At 59.0% G+C, this 15124-nt stretch carries 16 protein-coding genes; 12 read left to right on the top strand and 4 right to left on the bottom strand.

Annotated elements, in window-relative coordinates:
* Positions 1-65 precede the first annotated feature (65 nt).
* From hemA to kdsA, 6 genes are read left to right on the top strand one after another with little or no spacing between them, the layout of a single operon-like run.
* The gene (gene hemA, locus NB069_RS13060) at positions 66-1322 is read left to right on the top strand and encodes a glutamyl-tRNA reductase (protein WP_250584169.1); all 1257 of its coding nucleotides are present in this window, start codon (positions 66-68) and stop codon (positions 1320-1322) included.
* Positions 1323-1364: 42 nt separating this feature from the next.
* Positions 1365-2447, top strand: coding sequence for a peptide chain release factor 1 (gene prfA, locus NB069_RS13055; RefSeq protein ID WP_250584167.1), 1083 nt, complete (start codon positions 1365-1367; stop codon positions 2445-2447).
* Positions 2447-3280, top strand: coding sequence for a peptide chain release factor N(5)-glutamine methyltransferase (gene prmC, locus NB069_RS13050; protein WP_250584165.1), 834 nt, complete (start codon positions 2447-2449; stop codon positions 3278-3280). The genes prfA and prmC overlap by 1 nt, the downstream gene beginning before the upstream one ends.
* Positions 3273-3665: an invasion regulator SirB2 gene (gene sirB2 / locus NB069_RS13045; protein WP_250584163.1), complete on the top strand. Its 393-nt coding sequence runs from the start codon at positions 3273-3275 to the stop codon at positions 3663-3665. The genes prmC and sirB2 overlap by 8 nt, the downstream gene beginning before the upstream one ends.
* Positions 3666-3668: 3 nt before the next feature.
* Positions 3669-4478: an invasion regulator SirB1 gene (gene sirB1, locus NB069_RS13040; RefSeq protein ID WP_250584161.1), complete on the top strand. Its 810-nt coding sequence runs from the start codon at positions 3669-3671 to the stop codon at positions 4476-4478.
* A 36-nt stretch (positions 4479-4514) separates the two neighbouring features.
* Positions 4515-5369 (top strand): 3-deoxy-8-phosphooctulonate synthase, encoded by an 855-nt coding sequence (gene kdsA, locus NB069_RS13035; RefSeq protein WP_250584159.1) that lies wholly within the window; start codon positions 4515-4517, stop codon positions 5367-5369.
* Positions 5370-5509: 140 nt separating this feature from the next.
* On the opposite strand, the gene chaA is transcribed toward kdsA, so the two are convergent.
* Complete coding sequence (chaA, locus tag NB069_RS13030; protein WP_250584157.1) at positions 5510-6610, bottom strand: sodium-potassium/proton antiporter ChaA; 1101 nt, start codon at positions 6608-6610, stop codon at positions 5510-5512.
* A gap of 268 nt (positions 6611-6878) precedes the next feature.
* On the opposite strand from chaA, the gene chaB reads away from it, so the two are divergent.
* On the top strand, positions 6879-7109 hold the full coding sequence (chaB, locus tag NB069_RS13025) for a putative cation transport regulator ChaB (RefSeq protein WP_250584155.1): 231 nt from the start codon (positions 6879-6881) through the stop codon (positions 7107-7109).
* A gap of 192 nt (positions 7110-7301) precedes the next feature.
* Positions 7302-7997: a gamma-glutamylcyclotransferase gene (locus NB069_RS13020; protein WP_250584153.1), complete on the top strand. Its 696-nt coding sequence runs from the start codon at positions 7302-7304 to the stop codon at positions 7995-7997.
* Positions 7998-8028: 31 nt separating this feature from the next.
* Here NB069_RS13020 and NB069_RS13015 read toward each other — a convergent pair whose 3' ends face one another.
* The 3 genes from NB069_RS13015 to ychN form a co-directional block, all read right to left on the bottom strand.
* Positions 8029-8271, bottom strand: a complete 243-nt coding sequence (locus NB069_RS13015) for a DUF1883 domain-containing protein (RefSeq protein WP_039030709.1) — start codon at positions 8269-8271, stop codon at positions 8029-8031.
* 212 nt (positions 8272-8483) lie between these two features.
* Positions 8484-10268, bottom strand: coding sequence for a methyl-accepting chemotaxis protein (locus NB069_RS13010; RefSeq protein WP_250584151.1), 1785 nt, complete (start codon positions 10266-10268; stop codon positions 8484-8486).
* 107 nt (positions 10269-10375) lie between these two features.
* Positions 10376-10729 carry a DsrE/F sulfur relay family protein YchN gene (gene ychN, locus NB069_RS13005; protein ID WP_250584149.1) on the bottom strand — a complete coding sequence of 118 codons (354 nt, stop codon included), beginning with the start codon at positions 10727-10729 and terminating at the stop codon, positions 10376-10378.
* A 73-nt stretch (positions 10730-10802) separates the two neighbouring features.
* On the opposite strand from ychN, the gene nasR reads away from it, so the two are divergent.
* From nasR to NB069_RS12985, 4 genes are all read left to right on the top strand, one after another.
* Positions 10803-11969, top strand: coding sequence for a nitrate regulatory protein NasR (gene nasR / locus NB069_RS13000; RefSeq protein WP_250584147.1), 1167 nt, complete (start codon positions 10803-10805; stop codon positions 11967-11969).
* A gap of 228 nt (positions 11970-12197) precedes the next feature.
* The gene (locus NB069_RS12995) at positions 12198-13445 is read left to right on the top strand and encodes a CmpA/NrtA family ABC transporter substrate-binding protein (RefSeq protein WP_250584145.1); all 1248 of its coding nucleotides are present in this window, start codon (positions 12198-12200) and stop codon (positions 13443-13445) included.
* A 1-nt stretch (position 13446) separates the two neighbouring features.
* Positions 13447-14325, top strand: coding sequence for a nitrate ABC transporter permease (gene ntrB, locus NB069_RS12990; protein WP_250584143.1), 879 nt, complete (start codon positions 13447-13449; stop codon positions 14323-14325).
* A 10-nt stretch (positions 14326-14335) separates the two neighbouring features.
* Positions 14336-15124: an ABC transporter ATP-binding protein gene (locus NB069_RS12985; RefSeq protein WP_250584141.1), complete on the top strand. Its 789-nt coding sequence runs from the start codon at positions 14336-14338 to the stop codon at positions 15122-15124.

Here is a 15124-nt window from a genome sequence, read left to right as displayed (position 1 = left end):
GATCTCGCGCATCCTGTATGATGCGGCCTGCTAACCTTATTAACGCTGGTACTACTCCCGCTCATATGACCCTTTTAGCACTCGGTATTAACCACAAAACGGCCCCGGTTTCACTGCGAGAACGCGTGACGTTTTCGCCGGATACGCTCGACCAGGCGCTGGAAAGTCTGCTTGCCCAGCCAATGGTGCAGGGGGGCGTGGTGCTGTCGACGTGCAACCGGACTGAGCTCTATCTCAGCGTGGAAGAGCAGGATAACCTGCACGAAGCGCTTATCCGCTGGTTATGCGAATACCACAACCTGAACGAAGAAGAGCTGCGCAACAGCCTCTACTGGCATCAGGATAACGATGCGGTCAGCCATCTGATGCGCGTGGCCAGCGGCCTTGACTCGCTGGTTCTGGGTGAACCGCAGATCCTCGGGCAGGTCAAAAAAGCCTTTGCCGACTCGCAAAAAGGCCATCTCAAGGCCAGCGAGCTGGAGCGCATGTTCCAGAAATCCTTCTCTGTCGCCAAGCGAGTGCGAACCGAAACCGACATTGGCGCCAGTGCGGTTTCCGTTGCGTTTGCCGCCTGTACGCTGGCGCGCCAGATCTTTGAATCCCTCTCGACGGTCTCTGTGCTGCTGGTCGGCGCGGGCGAAACTATCGAGCTGGTCGCGCGGCATCTGCGCGAGCACAAAGTGAAGAAGATGATTATCGCCAACCGTACCCGTGAGCGCGCCCAGGCGCTGGCGGATGAGGTGGGCGCGGAAGTGATCGCCCTGAGCGACATCGACGCCCGTCTGAACGAGGCGGATATCATCATCAGCTCCACCGCCAGCCCGCTGCCGATCATCGGTAAAGGCATGGTGGAACGCGCCCTTAAGTCCCGCCGCAATCAGCCAATGCTGCTGGTGGACATCGCCGTCCCGCGTGATGTTGAACCGGAAGTCGGCAAGCTGGCGAACGCCTATCTGTACAGCGTGGACGATCTGCAGAGCATCATTTCCCATAACCTCGCCCAGCGTAAAGCGGCGGCGGTGCAGGCCGAAACGATTGTCGAGCAGGAAACCAGCGAATTTATGGCCTGGCTGCGCGCGCAAAGCGTCAGCGAGACTATCCGCGAATACCGCGGTCAGGCGGAGCAGGTTCGTAATGAACTCACTGCCAAAGCGATGGCGGCCCTTCAGCAGGGCGGCGATCCGCAGGTCATTATGCAGGAACTGGCATGGAAACTGACCAACCGTCTGATCCATGCGCCAACCAAATCACTTCAACAGGCTGCCCGTGACGGGGACGACGAACGCCTGACCATTCTGCGCGACAGCCTCGGGCTGGAATAGCGCGCCATACCCATTTTATAATTAAAAGGTGCACTTACGCCTATGAAGCCCTCTATCGTCGCCAAACTGGAAGCGCTGCACGAGCGCCATGAAGAAGTTCAGGCGTTGCTCGGCGATGCCTCCACCATTGCCGACCAGGAACGTTTCCGCGCCCTGTCGCGTGAATATGCACAACTAAGTGACGTGTCGCGCTGCTTTACCGAATGGCAACAGGTTCAGGAAGATATCGAAACCGCGCAGATGATGCTCGACGACCCGGAAATGCGCGAGATGGCGCAGGAAGAGTTACAGGAAGCCAAAGCCCGCTCTGAAGAGATGGAGCAGCAGCTTCAGGTGCTGCTTCTGCCTAAAGATCCGGACGATGAGCGCAACGCCTTTGTCGAAGTCCGCGCCGGGACCGGCGGGGATGAAGCCGCCCTGTTTGCCGGGGACCTGTTCCGCATGTACAGCCGCTACGCCGAGTCGCGTCGCTGGCGCGTGGAGATCATGAGCGCCAACGAAGGCGAACATGGCGGCTATAAAGAAGTGATCGCCAAAATCAGCGGCGATGGGGTGTACGGACGCCTGAAGTTTGAGTCCGGCGGTCATCGCGTTCAGCGCGTACCGGCCACCGAATCACAGGGCCGTATCCATACCTCCGCCTGCACCGTGGCGGTCATGCCCGAGCTGCCGGAAGCCGAATTGCCGGATATCAACCCGGCCGATCTGCGTATCGATACCTTCCGCTCCTCGGGCGCGGGCGGTCAGCACGTTAACACCACCGACTCCGCGATCCGTATTACCCACCTGCCAACCGGCATTGTGGTGGAGTGTCAGGATGAACGTTCCCAGCATAAAAACAAAGCCAAAGCGCTGTCGGTGCTGGGTGCCCGTATTCATGCCGCAGAGATGGCAAAACGCCAGCAGGCAGAAGCCTCCACCCGTCGTAACCTGCTGGGCAGCGGCGATCGCAGCGATCGCAACCGCACCTATAACTTCCCGCAGGGCCGCGTGACCGATCACCGCATCAACCTGACCCTCTACCGTCTGGATGAGACCATGGAAGGCAAACTGGATTCGCTGATCGAGCCTATCGTGCAGGAGTACCAGGCCGATCAGCTGGCGGCGCTGGCAGAGCAGGATTAATGGATTTTCAGCACTGGTTACAGCAGGCGATACGTACCCTGGCGGGCGGCGAAAGTCCCCGTCGCGATGCGGAGATCCTGCTGGAGCACGTGACCGGCAAAGCACGCACCTATCTTCTCGCCTTTGGTGAAACCAGGCTCACCGCCGATCAGCAAGCAGAGCTTGATGCTCTTCTGGCCCGACGTAAAACCGGCGAGCCGGTGGCCCACCTGGTGGGCGAGCGTGAGTTCTGGTCGCTGCCGCTGTATGTCTCTGCCGCCACTCTGATCCCCCGTCCCGATACCGAATGTCTGGTGGAGCAGGCGCTGGCGAGATTGCCCGCCACGCCGGGGCGTATTCTGGATTTAGGCACCGGCACCGGAGCCATCGCTCTGGCGCTGGCCAGCGAGCGTCCGGACTGCCAGGTGACGGCGGTGGACGTAATGCCCGACGCGGTGGCGCTGGCGCAGCGAAACCTTGAGCGCCTGGGGCTGAAGAACGTCACGGTGCAGCAGAGCAGCTGGTTTAGCGCGCTTGGCGACCAGCAGTTTGAGACGATCGTCAGTAATCCGCCCTATATTGATGAGTGCGACCCGCATCTCGGCGAAGGCGACGTGCGTTTTGAACCGCGCAGCGCGCTGGTTGCGGCGGATCACGGCCTGGCGGATCTCAGCCATATCATCCTCCAGGCTCGTCAACATCTGGTCAGCGGCGGCTGGTTGCTGCTGGAGCACGGCTGGACGCAGGGCGAACCGGTGCGCAATCTTTTCCGTCAGGCCGGTTTCACGCAGGTTGAAACCTGCCGTGACTATGGCGGTAATGAGCGCCTGACCCTGGGCAAATGGCATGAATAGCTTTTCTGTACTCATCACCCTGCATCTGGCGGCAGTCACCCTGACCGTCAGTTTTTTTGCGCTACGTTACTGGTGGCGGTACAGCAATAACGCCCTTATCAACGCGCGCTGGGTGCGGGTGCTACCGCACTGTATCGACACCGTGCTGTTTCTGTCCGGGGCGGGCCTGATGTGGGTGACCGGCTATCTGCCGTTTACGGATGAAGGGTCATGGCTGACTGAAAAGCTGTTTGGCGTTATCATCTACATCGTTTTGGGTTTTATTGCGCTGGGACGTCATCGTCCGCGCAGCCAGCAGGTGGGGTTTATTGCCTTTCTGCTGGGGCTGGTGGTGCTGTACATCATCATTAAACTCGCCACCACAAGAATACCGATACTGGGGTAAGTCATGAGGTCCTTGGCCGATTTCGAATTTAATAAAGTGCCGCTGTGCGATGGGATGATTGAGGTATCAGAGATGATCCGCGATGATTTCATTTCGCAGTATGTCTACGACGAGCTGGAGAAGCTGGTGAGTCTGGCGCGTGAAGAGATTAATCAGGCGCGCCCTCAGGACTGGCAACTGGAAAAACTGATTGAGCTGTTTTATGGCGAGTGGGGCTTTTGCGATACGCGCGGCGTGTATCGGCTCTCCGACGCGCTGTGGCTCGATCAGGTACTGAAAAACCGTCAGGGCAGCGCCGTCTCCCTGGGGGCGATTTTATTATGGGTGGCCCACCGCCTGGATATCCCGCTGGTGCCGGTCATCTTCCCGACGCAGATGCTGCTGCGCGCCGAGTGGCTTGACGGTGAAATGTGGTTAATCAACCCGTTCAATGGCGAGACCCTCGACGACCACACGCTGGATGTCTGGCTGAAAGGCAACATCAGTCCGATGGCGGAGCTGTACAACGAAGATCTGGACGAAGCGGATAACGCCGAAGTGATTCGCAAGCTGCTGGACACCCTGAAGTCGGCGCTGATGGAAGAGCGGCAGATGGAGCTGGCGTTGCGTGCCAGTGAAGTGCTGCTGCAGTTTAATCCGGAAGATCCGTACGAAATCCGCGACCGCGGTCTGATCTACGTCCAGCTTGAGTGCGACCACGTTGCGCTCAATGATTTGAGTTATTTTGTTGAGCAGTGTCCGGAAGATCCGATCAGCGAAATGATCCGCGCGCAGATTAATTCCATCGCGCACAAACAGATTACACTGCATTAATCTTAATTCCGATTCACCCCTGAATAAGGCGATCCTATGAAACAAAAAGTGGTTAGCATTGGCGATATCAACGTGGCGAACGACCTGCCGTTCGTGCTGTTCGGCGGCATGAACGTTCTGGAATCCCGCGACCTCGCGATGCGTATCTGCGAACATTACGTGACCGTGACCCAGAAGCTGGGCATTCCGTACGTGTTCAAAGCCTCTTTTGACAAAGCCAACCGCTCCTCTATTCGCTCTTACCGTGGCCCGGGCCTGGAAGAGGGGATGAAGATTTTCCAGGAGCTGAAGCAGACCTTTGGCGTAAAAGTGATCACCGACGTCCACGAAGCAAGCCAGGCGCAGCCCGTGGCTGACGTTGTGGACGTGATCCAGCTGCCAGCGTTCCTCGCCCGCCAGACCGATCTGGTTGAAGCGATGGCGAAGACCGGCGCTGTCATCAACGTGAAAAAACCGCAGTTCGTAAGCCCAGGCCAGATGGGGAATATCGTCGATAAGTTTATCGAAGGTGGTAACGACCAGGTTATTCTGTGCGACCGTGGCGCTAACTTCGGTTACGACAACCTGGTGGTCGACATGCTGGGCTTCAGCGTGATGAAGAACGTCTCCAACCAGTCCCCGGTGATCTTCGACGTTACCCACGCCCTGCAGTGCCGCGACCCGTTTGGTGCAGCCTCCGGCGGCCGTCGTGCTCAGGTTACCGAACTGGCTCGCGCCGGTATGGCGACCGGTCTGGCGGGCCTGTTCATTGAAGCGCACCCGGATCCAGCCAACGCCAAGTGCGACGGCCCATCCGCGCTGCCGCTGGATAAGCTGGAACCGTTCCTGAAGCAAATTAAAGCGATTGACGATCTGGTTAAGAGCTTTGACGAGCTGGATACGTCGAACTAATTCGATCAATGAAAAAAAACGCGAAATAAAAGCAAAAAGGCAACGCAAGTTGCCTTTTTTTGTGTGTGCTCCCTCTCCCTGTGGGAGAGGGGCGGGGTGAGGGCATCAGGCCGCACCGTGCAATGCCCGGCAATGCCGCGTCACGCAAATATCGTCATCAAATATGCCGCAAACAGCGCCATGTGCGCCGCACCGTTGAGCACATTGGTGCGTCCGGTGGAAAACGAAATCTGGCACAGCAGCAGCGAGGCCACCATCACAATCATCTCGGGTGCGCCGAGGCTGAACTGCAGCTCGTTACCGGTGAAGAAAGCAATCAGCGTCACGACCGGCACGGTAAGAGAGATGGTCGCCAGTACCGAACCAAAGAACAGGTTCATGGCACGCTGCACCTGATTGTTCAGCACCGCACGCAACGCCCCCAGCCCTTCCGGGGAGAGGATCAGCAGCGCCACCAGGAAACCGGTAAAGGCCACCGGCGCGTTCATCTCGGTCAGCAGGGTTTCCAGCGGGTTCGCATTCATTTTGGTCACCGCAATAACCGCAATCAGATGGACAACCAGCCAGACGGTGTGCCACAGGCTGCTGTGCGCGGACGGCTTGCCGTGATGCGGGTCATCGTCGTCGCTCTCATCTTCGTGCTCATACACGAACAGACTCTGGTGCGTTTTGGTCTGGATAAGCAAAAACACGCCGTACATGGCCGCGGAAATCAGCGCCACGAGCAAAGCCTGACCGGTAGTAAAATTGGCCCCCGGCAACGCCATCGGAAACACCAGCACAATAATCGCCAGCGGGAAGAGAGCGATCAGATACTGCTTAATGCCAAACAGGTTCAGATACTGCGTGGCAAATTTACGCCCGCCCAGCAGCAGCGAGAAGCCGACCAGCCCGCCGGTGACGATCATAATGATGGAATAGAGCGTATCGCGCATCAGCGTTGGCGCGGCGTCTCCCGTCGCCATCAGGGCGGAAATAAGGCTCACTTCAAGGATAACGACGGAAAGACTTAAAATCAGGGAACCATAGGGTTCGCCCAGGCGGTGGGCCAACACGTCGGCATGACGGACAACGCTAAAGGCGCTGCTCAGAATACCCACCAGGGCAAGCAAATTAATACCGATGACCACTGGCAACGACTGACTGCTTCCCCAGAAGAGCAGTACGGCCAGGGCCAGCACCGGGAAAATGAGAGACGTCTCCTTATGACGGGTTTTCACCGTCTCGTGTGCTGTTGTCATGTATATCTCCAGAGTTGCAGGTGCTTATAATTGTAGACAGAAAAAGAGCACGTTAAATTAACAGATTGCGCTTGATTGCCGTTTATCTTTTACTTAATTTTACGGTATCAGGTCATTTTAATCTGAGATTCCCATAACATTAAGTTTTTGTTAAATATATCCTTAATAACAGTCAATTAGGTCATAAAGCTATCCGAATGTCATTTGGACTGGCAGCCTCCCGCATTGTCGACCACACTTAATAATTAATCAAAAAGAGGGGTTTGCCATGCCATATAAAGCGAAAAGTGATTTACCGGATAACGTTAAGAACGTGCTGCCTGCCCACGCCCAGGATATCTATAAAGAAGCCTTTAACAGCGCCTGGGATCAGTACAAAGACAAAGAGGACCGTCGGGGGGATGACAGCCGCGAAGAGACTGCCCACAAGGTGGCCTGGGCGGCGGTAAAGCATGATTATGAAAAGGGCGAGGACGATAAGTGGCACAAGAAGAAATAGCCCTTACTGAGTGAGCTGTGTTTAATAGTTTGCACTGTGCCCTTTGACTTTTAAGGCTGTCAAAGCGCTGCTCTGTTGCACCCGGCGAGTTTATTGCATATCGTCACCGTACTGCTTTCTAATTGAGCAGTAAAAGGACCTGGAAGGTTCATAAAGTGAGTGCAGGGAAGCAGGCAGTGGCGGAGGTGCAATATGTTAACGCGTGATTTTCTGATGAAGGCCGACTGTAAAACGGCCTTTGGTGCGATTGAAGAGTCGCTTCTGTGGTCAGCCGAGCAGCGAGCGGCGTCGCTGGCCGCAACCCTTGCCTGCCGTCCGGACAACGGTCCGGTATGGCTGTTCGGCTATGGCTCCCTGATGTGGAACCCGGCGCTGGAGTTTGTCGAATCGGCAACCGGGACGCTGCCGGGCTGGCATCGCGCCTTCTGTCTGCGCCTGACCGCCGGACGCGGCAGCGCCTGCCAGCCAGGGCGCATGCTTGCACTGAAAGAGGGCGGACGCACCACGGGCGTGGCCTATCGCCTGCCGGATGCGAGCCTGGAAGAGGAGCTGGCGCTGCTGTGGAAGCGCGAGATGATCACCGGCTGCTATATGCCAAGCTGGTGCAAGCTGGAACTCGATGACGGGCGTACCGTCAATGCGCTGGTGTTCATTATGGATCCGCGCCATCCGCTGTTTGAAGCCGATACCCGCGCCCAGGTGATCGCCCCGCTGATTGCCGCGGCCAGCGGCCCGCTTGGCACCAACGCCCAGTACCTCTTCTCCCTCGACCAGGAGTTGACGCGTCTGGGTATGCAGGATGATTGTCTTAATGAGCTGGTGTCGCGGGTGCGGGCGTTACTTGACGGCGCCCAGCCCGATAGCCCGCTGAATGCGAGCTTTGCCTGAAAAAACGCCCGGTGGCAACCGGGCGAACTTTTTATGCTGCGACGTAGCTGATGGAGTGCTCAAGAGACTGGCTATGGCTGTCGATGAGCACCTCCCAGGTCCCGGTGTAGGGCACCGTGAGCCAGGCGTTGTCTCTGTCCTGCACGCTTAAAATATCCGCCTGCGTTTTACGTGGTGCTTTATTACTCATCAGATGAATATGACAGCGCTCTGAGCAGCGAACCACTACCGTATCCCCGCCAAACAACTTCAGACTTGCTTTTACCAGTGCCATTTTTTTACCCCGTATCTGAAAACGACGCGCTCCTTGCCGCCAATCCTGAGCGTGATGTTGTTCACAATTCACTCATGGCATAACACCAAAGGGGAAGAGCAGGAGTGCTGATTTTGATCAAAAAATGGCATAAACCTTAAACAAAAATGACAATATGCCTGAAAGGGTTCAGCTGACGTCGCTTTACGCGGCTTTCAGGCAGCGTTCTGACATTAAATGCGGAAATGGCCTGCGGTCTCAGCGAGGTCGCCTGCCTGACCCTGCAGGGCGCTGGCCGCGGCGGCTGACTCCACCACCAGCTCGGCGTTCTGCTGCACCATGCTGTCCAGATTGAGCACCGCGCGGTTAATCTCCTGAATGCCTTTCATCTGCTCGCTGGTGGCGACGGTGATCTCCCGCATGATCCCCGACATGCTGCCGATGCTGGTGACAATCTCATCCATGCTCTGGCCGGCGAGATGCACATAGCGCGAACCGGTGGCCACGCTGTCGGTAGTGGAGTCTATCAGGCTCTTGATCTCTTTTGCCGCCTGGGCGCTGCGGCTGGCCAGGTTACGCACTTCTCCCGCCACGACCGCAAAGCCACGACCCTGTTCACCCGCTCGCGCCGCTTCGACCGAGGCGTTCAGCGCCAGGATGTTGGTCTGGAAGGCAATGCCGTCAATCACGCTGGTGATGTCGCCAATTTTGGTCGAGGCGGCCTCGATGGACTGCATGGTGGAGATTGCCTGGGACACCACGCTGCCGCCGCGCGTCGCGGCCTCGGCGGCTTTGCTAGCCTGCTCGTTCGCCACGGCGGCGGATTCGGTGGACTGGGCGACGGAGGCGGTGATCTGCTCCACGGCGCTGGCGGTTTCTCGCAGGCTGGAGGCGGCCCGCTCGGTACGGCCAGAGAGATCCTGGTTACCGGCGGCAATCTCCTGGGCGGCGTTTTTCACCGAGGCGCTGGCGTCGCGCAGCTGCACCATTACCACCGACAGCTTATCGCTGAAGGCGTTGAACGCATGGGCGATCTGCGCCACCTCATCGTCACCTTTCTCCGGCAGGCGCTGGGAGAGATCGTTGGTGCCGTTAGCAATGGCATGCATCGCATCGCGGATCTCCGACAGGCGTTTCAGCAGACGGGCAATCACAAAGTGCACCACCACGGCGCTGAGCAGCACGAGGACCACCAGCGACAGGGAGGAGGCTTTCAGCAGGGTGCGCATACCCGAGGTGGCATCATCGCTGTCGAGCGCCACAATCAGCTGCCACTGGGTGCCGGCAATCGGGGTCGCAGAGAAGATTTTCGCCACGCCGTTGTACTCCCCGTTAGCGCTGTTGCCGTTTTTCAGCGCTGCCAGATCGACGCCGCTGATGACATCCCTGAAGGGCTTCAGGGTCAGCTCAGGATCGCTGGCGGCAATGACCGCGCCATCGCTGTCCACCAGCAGACCGCTACTGGCCGGGGTCGGATGAATGCCGCGAACGTTGGCGATCACGCTGTCCATCGCCACGTCGCCCGCCAGCACGGCTTTTAATTCGCCGTTCTCTTTCACCGGCACGGCGAAGGTCACCACCAGCTTTTTGGTACCGGTATCGACATAGGGCGCGGTGACAATGGCGCGATCTTCTTTCACGGCCTGCTGATACCACGGGCGCACCGTCGGATCGTAGTCGGCGGGCACGCCGTCGGGATTGGAGAACTTCGCGGTTTTGCTGGCGTAGCCGACATAGACGTTAATAAACCCGCCAGCCTGGGCCAGCTGTTTAAACATCGGTACCGGATCGTCGCTCAGGGCAACGTTTTGCAGGGAGTTGATGACCGTCGTCTTGCTGCTGACCCAGTCGGCAATCGCCATGCTGTGGCTGGCGCTGGTACTGGCGAGCATTGAGCGTTGCGACTGTTGATTGTCCTGACGCGTGACCTGGAAGTTAATGACGGTGTTCAATAGAAGCGCGGCGATCAGACATCCGACCGTCGCCGCAATAATACGAGCGCGAATTGACCTGAACATAAATGTAATACCTGCTGTGTTGTTGTAAAAAGCCTATCGGCAACGGGCAGGTAAACTTGATGCTGGAACCGCGCTCATAAGAAAAAAATATTTCAGTTAAAGTATTATTAAAATGTTAATAGTTTATCCGCGGATAACGTCCACTGCGCCAGCTCCACCAGGGTACCAATCTCTACCCCCTCAATCAGCGGCAGGGCGCTGATGCCGCGGCCATCGGCGCAGGTTTTGCACAGCTTCACCGGCACGTTTTGCGCCGTCAGGATCTCCAGCATCTGCTGAATGTTGTAGCCCTCCGCAGGCTTCTGGCCGCGCAGCCCGGCGGTGACCGCATCGGACATTAAAAACAGGCGCAGATCGAGGTCGCTCTCCTGCTCGCGTAAGGCAATGGCCAGTCGCAGGCTGTTAAACAGCGATTCGCTGCCATAGGCCGCGCCGTTGGCGACAATCACAATCTTCTGCATGTTGACTCCTGAACAATGAAAAGGCATGAAAATTGCTTCTCTCTTCGGCAGCTATCGATCCGGGAGAGTAAGCATGACGATAAATACGGCCCGTCCACCCGGCGCCACAGAATGGTTCCAGCAGGCCAGGCTGCTGCGTAAAGCGCAGCTGTGCAAACTGGCGCAGCTGGGGACGCTTGTGAGCCGGATCAGCCATCTTGCCCACATGCTACAGTGCGAGCGCGGGGCCTCCAACATCTGGCTCTGCTCTCAGGGGGCGCTGTATGCTCTGGAGTGTAAAGCCAGCCGTGCGCTGGTGGACGAAAATTTGCAGGCGTTGCAGCAGGCCCTTGGCACGCCGCTTATGGCCAGCGGTGCCCTGTGCGAGCGCGTGGCTAACGCCCTGCAAAGCCTGGAGCAACTTCCTGCCCTGCGTGAGGCGATTGCGGATTGCGCGCTGCCGGCCACAACGGCGATGGAGCGCTACGGCCGCATGCTGCGTAACCTGCTCAGTATTGTGCCGCAACTCAATGACAGCATTGACGATCCGCAAATCGCGGGCAGATTTGTCGCGCTCTACAGCCTGATGCAGGGGAAAGAGCTGGTGGGGCAGGAGCGGGCGCTGGGGGCGATTGGCTTTACCCAGGGCTATTTCAGCGATGAAATGCGCCAGACGCTGGTGGATAGAATCGACGGGCAGCAAACCTGTTTCGAGATCTTCCTCTCTCTCACGCCTGCCAGCCTGCATGACCATTTCACCCTCAGCGTGCCGGGGGCTGAAGTTGAACAGCTCCGGCGGCAGGCCTGTACCCGGCAACCCGCAGCGGATCAGGGCGTGCTGGCCCTGCACTGGTTTTCGCTGCAAACCGAACGTCTGGAGCAGCTGCGTACCCTTGAAGAGATGCAGATCGCCGACCTGATGCTGGCGGTGGAGACGCTGATTAGCCGGGCCGATGACGCCCTGCCCGCAGAGCCGCAAACGGATGAGCCGCTGGCCCTCTACCCACAGAAACCCTTGCTACCGCTGGTGCGCCAGCAGGCGCAGGAGATCGAACAGCTCTCCCGCCAGCTGGCCTCAATGCGCGACACCCTGGAGGAGCGCAAAGTCATCGAGAAGGCCAAAAGCGTGCTGATGACCCATCAGCAGATGAGCGAGGAGCAGGCCTGGTGCCAGCTGCGCAAGATGGCGATGGATAAAAACCAGCGGATGGTGGATATCGCCCGCGCACTGCTGACGGTGAAAGCCCTGTGGCAGCAGTGATTGCACTCCGGCTGGGCAACGTCTGCATGGTTGAGGTGCGTCCCCTCAGCCTGCTGGCTGAAAAGGCCCCTATTTTAACCAGTTAAAACCTGGCATTACCCTTGCATTACTCAACATAACAATTTTAACGACGCGCCAACGGCGGCGTGTCGTGATTAAGGATAAAGGCGTCCTGCAGTGCTCCGGCACTGCCGGGCGCTTTTTTTTGCCATTTTTTCGGGAGTGAGCATGGTGGAATGGACAAGACGACGTTTTTTACAGGCCAGCGCGCTGGCTGGCGGGGCGCTTATATTGCCGGGCGTGATGCAGGCTGCGTGGGCCGCAGGCTCCGATAAACCGGAACTCGATACCGTGCGCGTCGGCTTTATTCCGCTGACCGACTGCGCGCCGCTGGCGATCGCGGCATATAAAGGGTTCGATAAAAAATACGGCTTCACCCTGGTGCCGACGAAAGAGGCCAGCTGGGCGGCGGTTCGCGACAAACTGGTCGCCGGAGAGCTGGACGCCGCGCATATTCTCTATGGCCTGCTGTACGGTCTGGAGCTGGGGATCGCCGGGAAAGTCAAACCGATGGCCAACCTGATGACCCTCAACCGCAACGGGCAGGCGATCACCCTGTCGAGCGATCTGGCAGAGCAGGGCGTGCGCGACGTTGAGGGGCTGAAAACGCTTATCGCCCGGCAGGCGCCAGGCACTTACACCTTCGCCCATACCTTTCCTACCGGCACCCACGCCATGTGGCTCTACTACTGGCTGGCGAGCGCGGGGATCAACCCGTTTGACGACGTGCGCACCGTGGTAGTGCCGCCGCCGCAGATGGTGATGAACATGCGCATCGGCAACATGGTCGGCTTTTGCGTCGGCGAGCCGTGGAACGCCCGCGCCATTAACGATCGCATCGGCTTTACCGCCGCCACGTCCCAGTCCATCTGGCCGGAACATCCCGAAAAAGTGCTCGGCACCCGCAGCGAGTGGGTGGAGCAGTATCCGAACACCGCCCGGGCGCTGGTGAGCGCAATGATGGAGGCCCAGCGCTGGATCGACGCCTCGCCGCAGAACAAAGAGGAAACCGCCCAACTGCTGGCCCGTCGCGCCTGGCTCAACACCAAAGAGCAGTACCTCACCGGCCGCATGCTGGGCGAGTACGACAGCGGGATCGGCAACCGCTGGCAGGATGCCAACCCGATTCGCTTCTTTGAGGACGGAGCAGTGAGCTACCCGTGGCACTCCGACGGGATGTGGTTCCTGACCCAGTTCCGCCGCTGGGGACTGCTGAAAACCGACCCGGACTACGCCGCCATCGCGCAGCGCATCAACCGCACCGACGTCTGGCAGGACGCCGCCACGGCAGTAGGGGGCATTCGCGCGCCGTCCTCGCCGCTGCGCAGCAGCATCCTGATGGACGGTACCGTCTGGAACGGCACCGATCCAGAGGGGTACGCCAACAGTTTCGCTATTCACCGTACAGGGGCCTGATATGAAAAACGTTAACACCAAAGCCGTACCCGCCGAGCCGGTCAGCGGTGAAGTGATTGCTCTCCCGCCGGTGCAGGTGCGCCGTCGCACCCCGGCGTTTGCCCGCCGGATCAACGATCTGCTTCAGCGCCTAATCCCGGCGCTGCTCGGCCTGGGGCTGCTGGTGATTGCCTGGCAGCTGGCGGCCATCAACAGCAAAGGGTTCCCGACGCCGCTCAGCACCCTCGACTCGGCCCTGACGCTGTTTGCCGATCCCTTCTACCGCGACGGCCCGAATGACATGGGGGTGGGCTGGAACGTGCTGGCCTCGCTGCAGCGCGTGGCCATCGGCTTTGGCCTGGCGGCGATGGTGGGCATTCCGCTGGGCTTTATGATTGGCCGCTTCACCTTTATGTCCCGCATGTTCACCCCGCTGATCGCCCTGCTGCGCCCGGTCAGCCCCCTGGCCTGGCTGCCCATCGGCCTGCTGCTGTTCCAGAAGGCGGAGCCCGCCTCCAGCTGGACCATTTTTATCTGCTCGATCTGGCCGATGGTCATCAACACCGCCGAAGGGGTGCGCCGCATCCCGGAGGATTACCTTAATGTGGCCCGGGTGCTGCAGCTCTCTGAGTGGACGGTGATGCGCCGCATTCTCTTCCCGGCGGTGCTGCCCGCGGTGCTGACCGGGGTGCGGCTCTCCATCGGTATCGCCTGGCTGGTGATTGTCGCCGCCGAGATGCTCACCGGGGGCTTAGGCATCGGGTTCTGGATCTGGAACGAGTGGAACAACCTCAACGTTGAAAACATTCTCATCGCCATCGTCATTATCGGCGTGGTGGGTTTGCTGCTGGAGCAGGGGCTGATGCTGATTGCCCGTCGTTTCAGCTGGCAGGAAAAATAAGGAGCACACGATGAAACCTCTTATTCAGGTCCAGGCCGTCAGCCAGCGTTTTTCCACCGCCAGCGGCGAGTTTCTGGCACTGCAGAACGTCTCTTTTGATATTCACGAAGGGGAGACCATCAGCCTGATCGGGCACTCCGGCTGCGGCAAATCCACCCTGCTGAACCTGATCGCCGGCATCACTCTGCCGACCGAAGGCGGGCTTCTCTGCGATAACCGCGAGATCGCCGGGCCGGGGCCGGAGCGGGCGGTGGTGTTCCAGAACCACTCCCTGCTGCCGTGGCTGACCTGCTTCGACAACGTGGCGCTGGCGGTGGATCAGGTGTTCCGTCGCAGCATGAACAAAGCCGAACGCCGGGAGTGGATCGAACATAACCTCGAGCGGGTGCAGATGGGGCACGCCATTCACAAGCGCCCGGGGGAGATCTCCGGCGGCATGAAGCAGCGGGTGGGCATCGCCCGCGCCCTGGCGATGAAGCCAAAAGTGCTGCTGATGGATGAGCCGTTCGGCGCCCTCGACGCCCTGACCCGCGCCCATCTTCAGGATTCGGTGATGCACATCCAGCAGGAGCTGAATACCACCATCGTGCTGATCACCCACGACGTGGACGAGGCCGTTTTGCTTTCGGATCGGGTGCTGATGATGACCAACGGCCCGGCGGCGACGGTGGGTGAGATCCTGCGCGTCGATCTGCCGCGTCCGCGTAACCGGGTGCAGTTGGCGGAAGACAGCCGCTATCACCATATGCGCCAGCAGATCCTGCACTTCCTCTACGAAAAACAGCCGAAAGCGGCCTGA

It is taken from the genome of Leclercia adecarboxylata, from assembly GCF_023639785.1.
Classification (GTDB): Bacteria; Pseudomonadota; Gammaproteobacteria; order Enterobacterales; family Enterobacteriaceae; genus Enterobacter; species Enterobacter adecarboxylatus_D.
The sequence above is the reverse complement of the archived record's forward strand: the minus strand, read 5'-3'. Positions and strand labels throughout refer to the sequence as shown.

Bases quoted from the DNA above. Each gene is read 5' to 3' on its own strand.
- hemA (WP_250584169.1), top strand. From the start codon at position 66: ATGACCCTTTTAGCACTCGGTATTAACCACAAAACGGCCCCGGTTTCA.
- prfA (WP_250584167.1), top strand. From the start codon at position 1,365: ATGAAGCCCTCTATCGTCGCCAAACTGGAAGCGCTGCACGAGCGCCAT.
- prmC (WP_250584165.1), top strand. From the start codon at position 2,447: ATGGATTTTCAGCACTGGTTACAGCAGGCGATACGTACCCTGGCGGGC.
- sirB2 (WP_250584163.1), top strand. From the start codon at position 3,273: ATGAATAGCTTTTCTGTACTCATCACCCTGCATCTGGCGGCAGTCACC.
- sirB1 (WP_250584161.1), top strand. From the start codon at position 3,669: ATGAGGTCCTTGGCCGATTTCGAATTTAATAAAGTGCCGCTGTGCGAT.
- kdsA (WP_250584159.1), top strand. From the start codon at position 4,515: ATGAAACAAAAAGTGGTTAGCATTGGCGATATCAACGTGGCGAACGAC.
- chaA (WP_250584157.1), bottom strand. From the start codon at position 6,610: ATGACAACAGCACACGAGACGGTGAAAACCCGTCATAAGGAGACGTCT.
- chaB (WP_250584155.1), top strand. From the start codon at position 6,879: ATGCCATATAAAGCGAAAAGTGATTTACCGGATAACGTTAAGAACGTG.
- NB069_RS13020 (WP_250584153.1), top strand. From the start codon at position 7,302: ATGTTAACGCGTGATTTTCTGATGAAGGCCGACTGTAAAACGGCCTTT.
- NB069_RS13015 (WP_039030709.1), bottom strand. From the start codon at position 8,271: ATGGCACTGGTAAAAGCAAGTCTGAAGTTGTTTGGCGGGGATACGGTA.
- NB069_RS13010 (WP_250584151.1), bottom strand. From the start codon at position 10,268: ATGTTCAGGTCAATTCGCGCTCGTATTATTGCGGCGACGGTCGGATGT.
- ychN (WP_250584149.1), bottom strand. From the start codon at position 10,729: ATGCAGAAGATTGTGATTGTCGCCAACGGCGCGGCCTATGGCAGCGAA.
- nasR (WP_250584147.1), top strand. From the start codon at position 10,803: ATGACGATAAATACGGCCCGTCCACCCGGCGCCACAGAATGGTTCCAG.
- NB069_RS12995 (WP_250584145.1), top strand. From the start codon at position 12,198: ATGGTGGAATGGACAAGACGACGTTTTTTACAGGCCAGCGCGCTGGCT.
- ntrB (WP_250584143.1), top strand. From the start codon at position 13,447: ATGAAAAACGTTAACACCAAAGCCGTACCCGCCGAGCCGGTCAGCGGT.
- NB069_RS12985 (WP_250584141.1), top strand. From the start codon at position 14,336: ATGAAACCTCTTATTCAGGTCCAGGCCGTCAGCCAGCGTTTTTCCACC.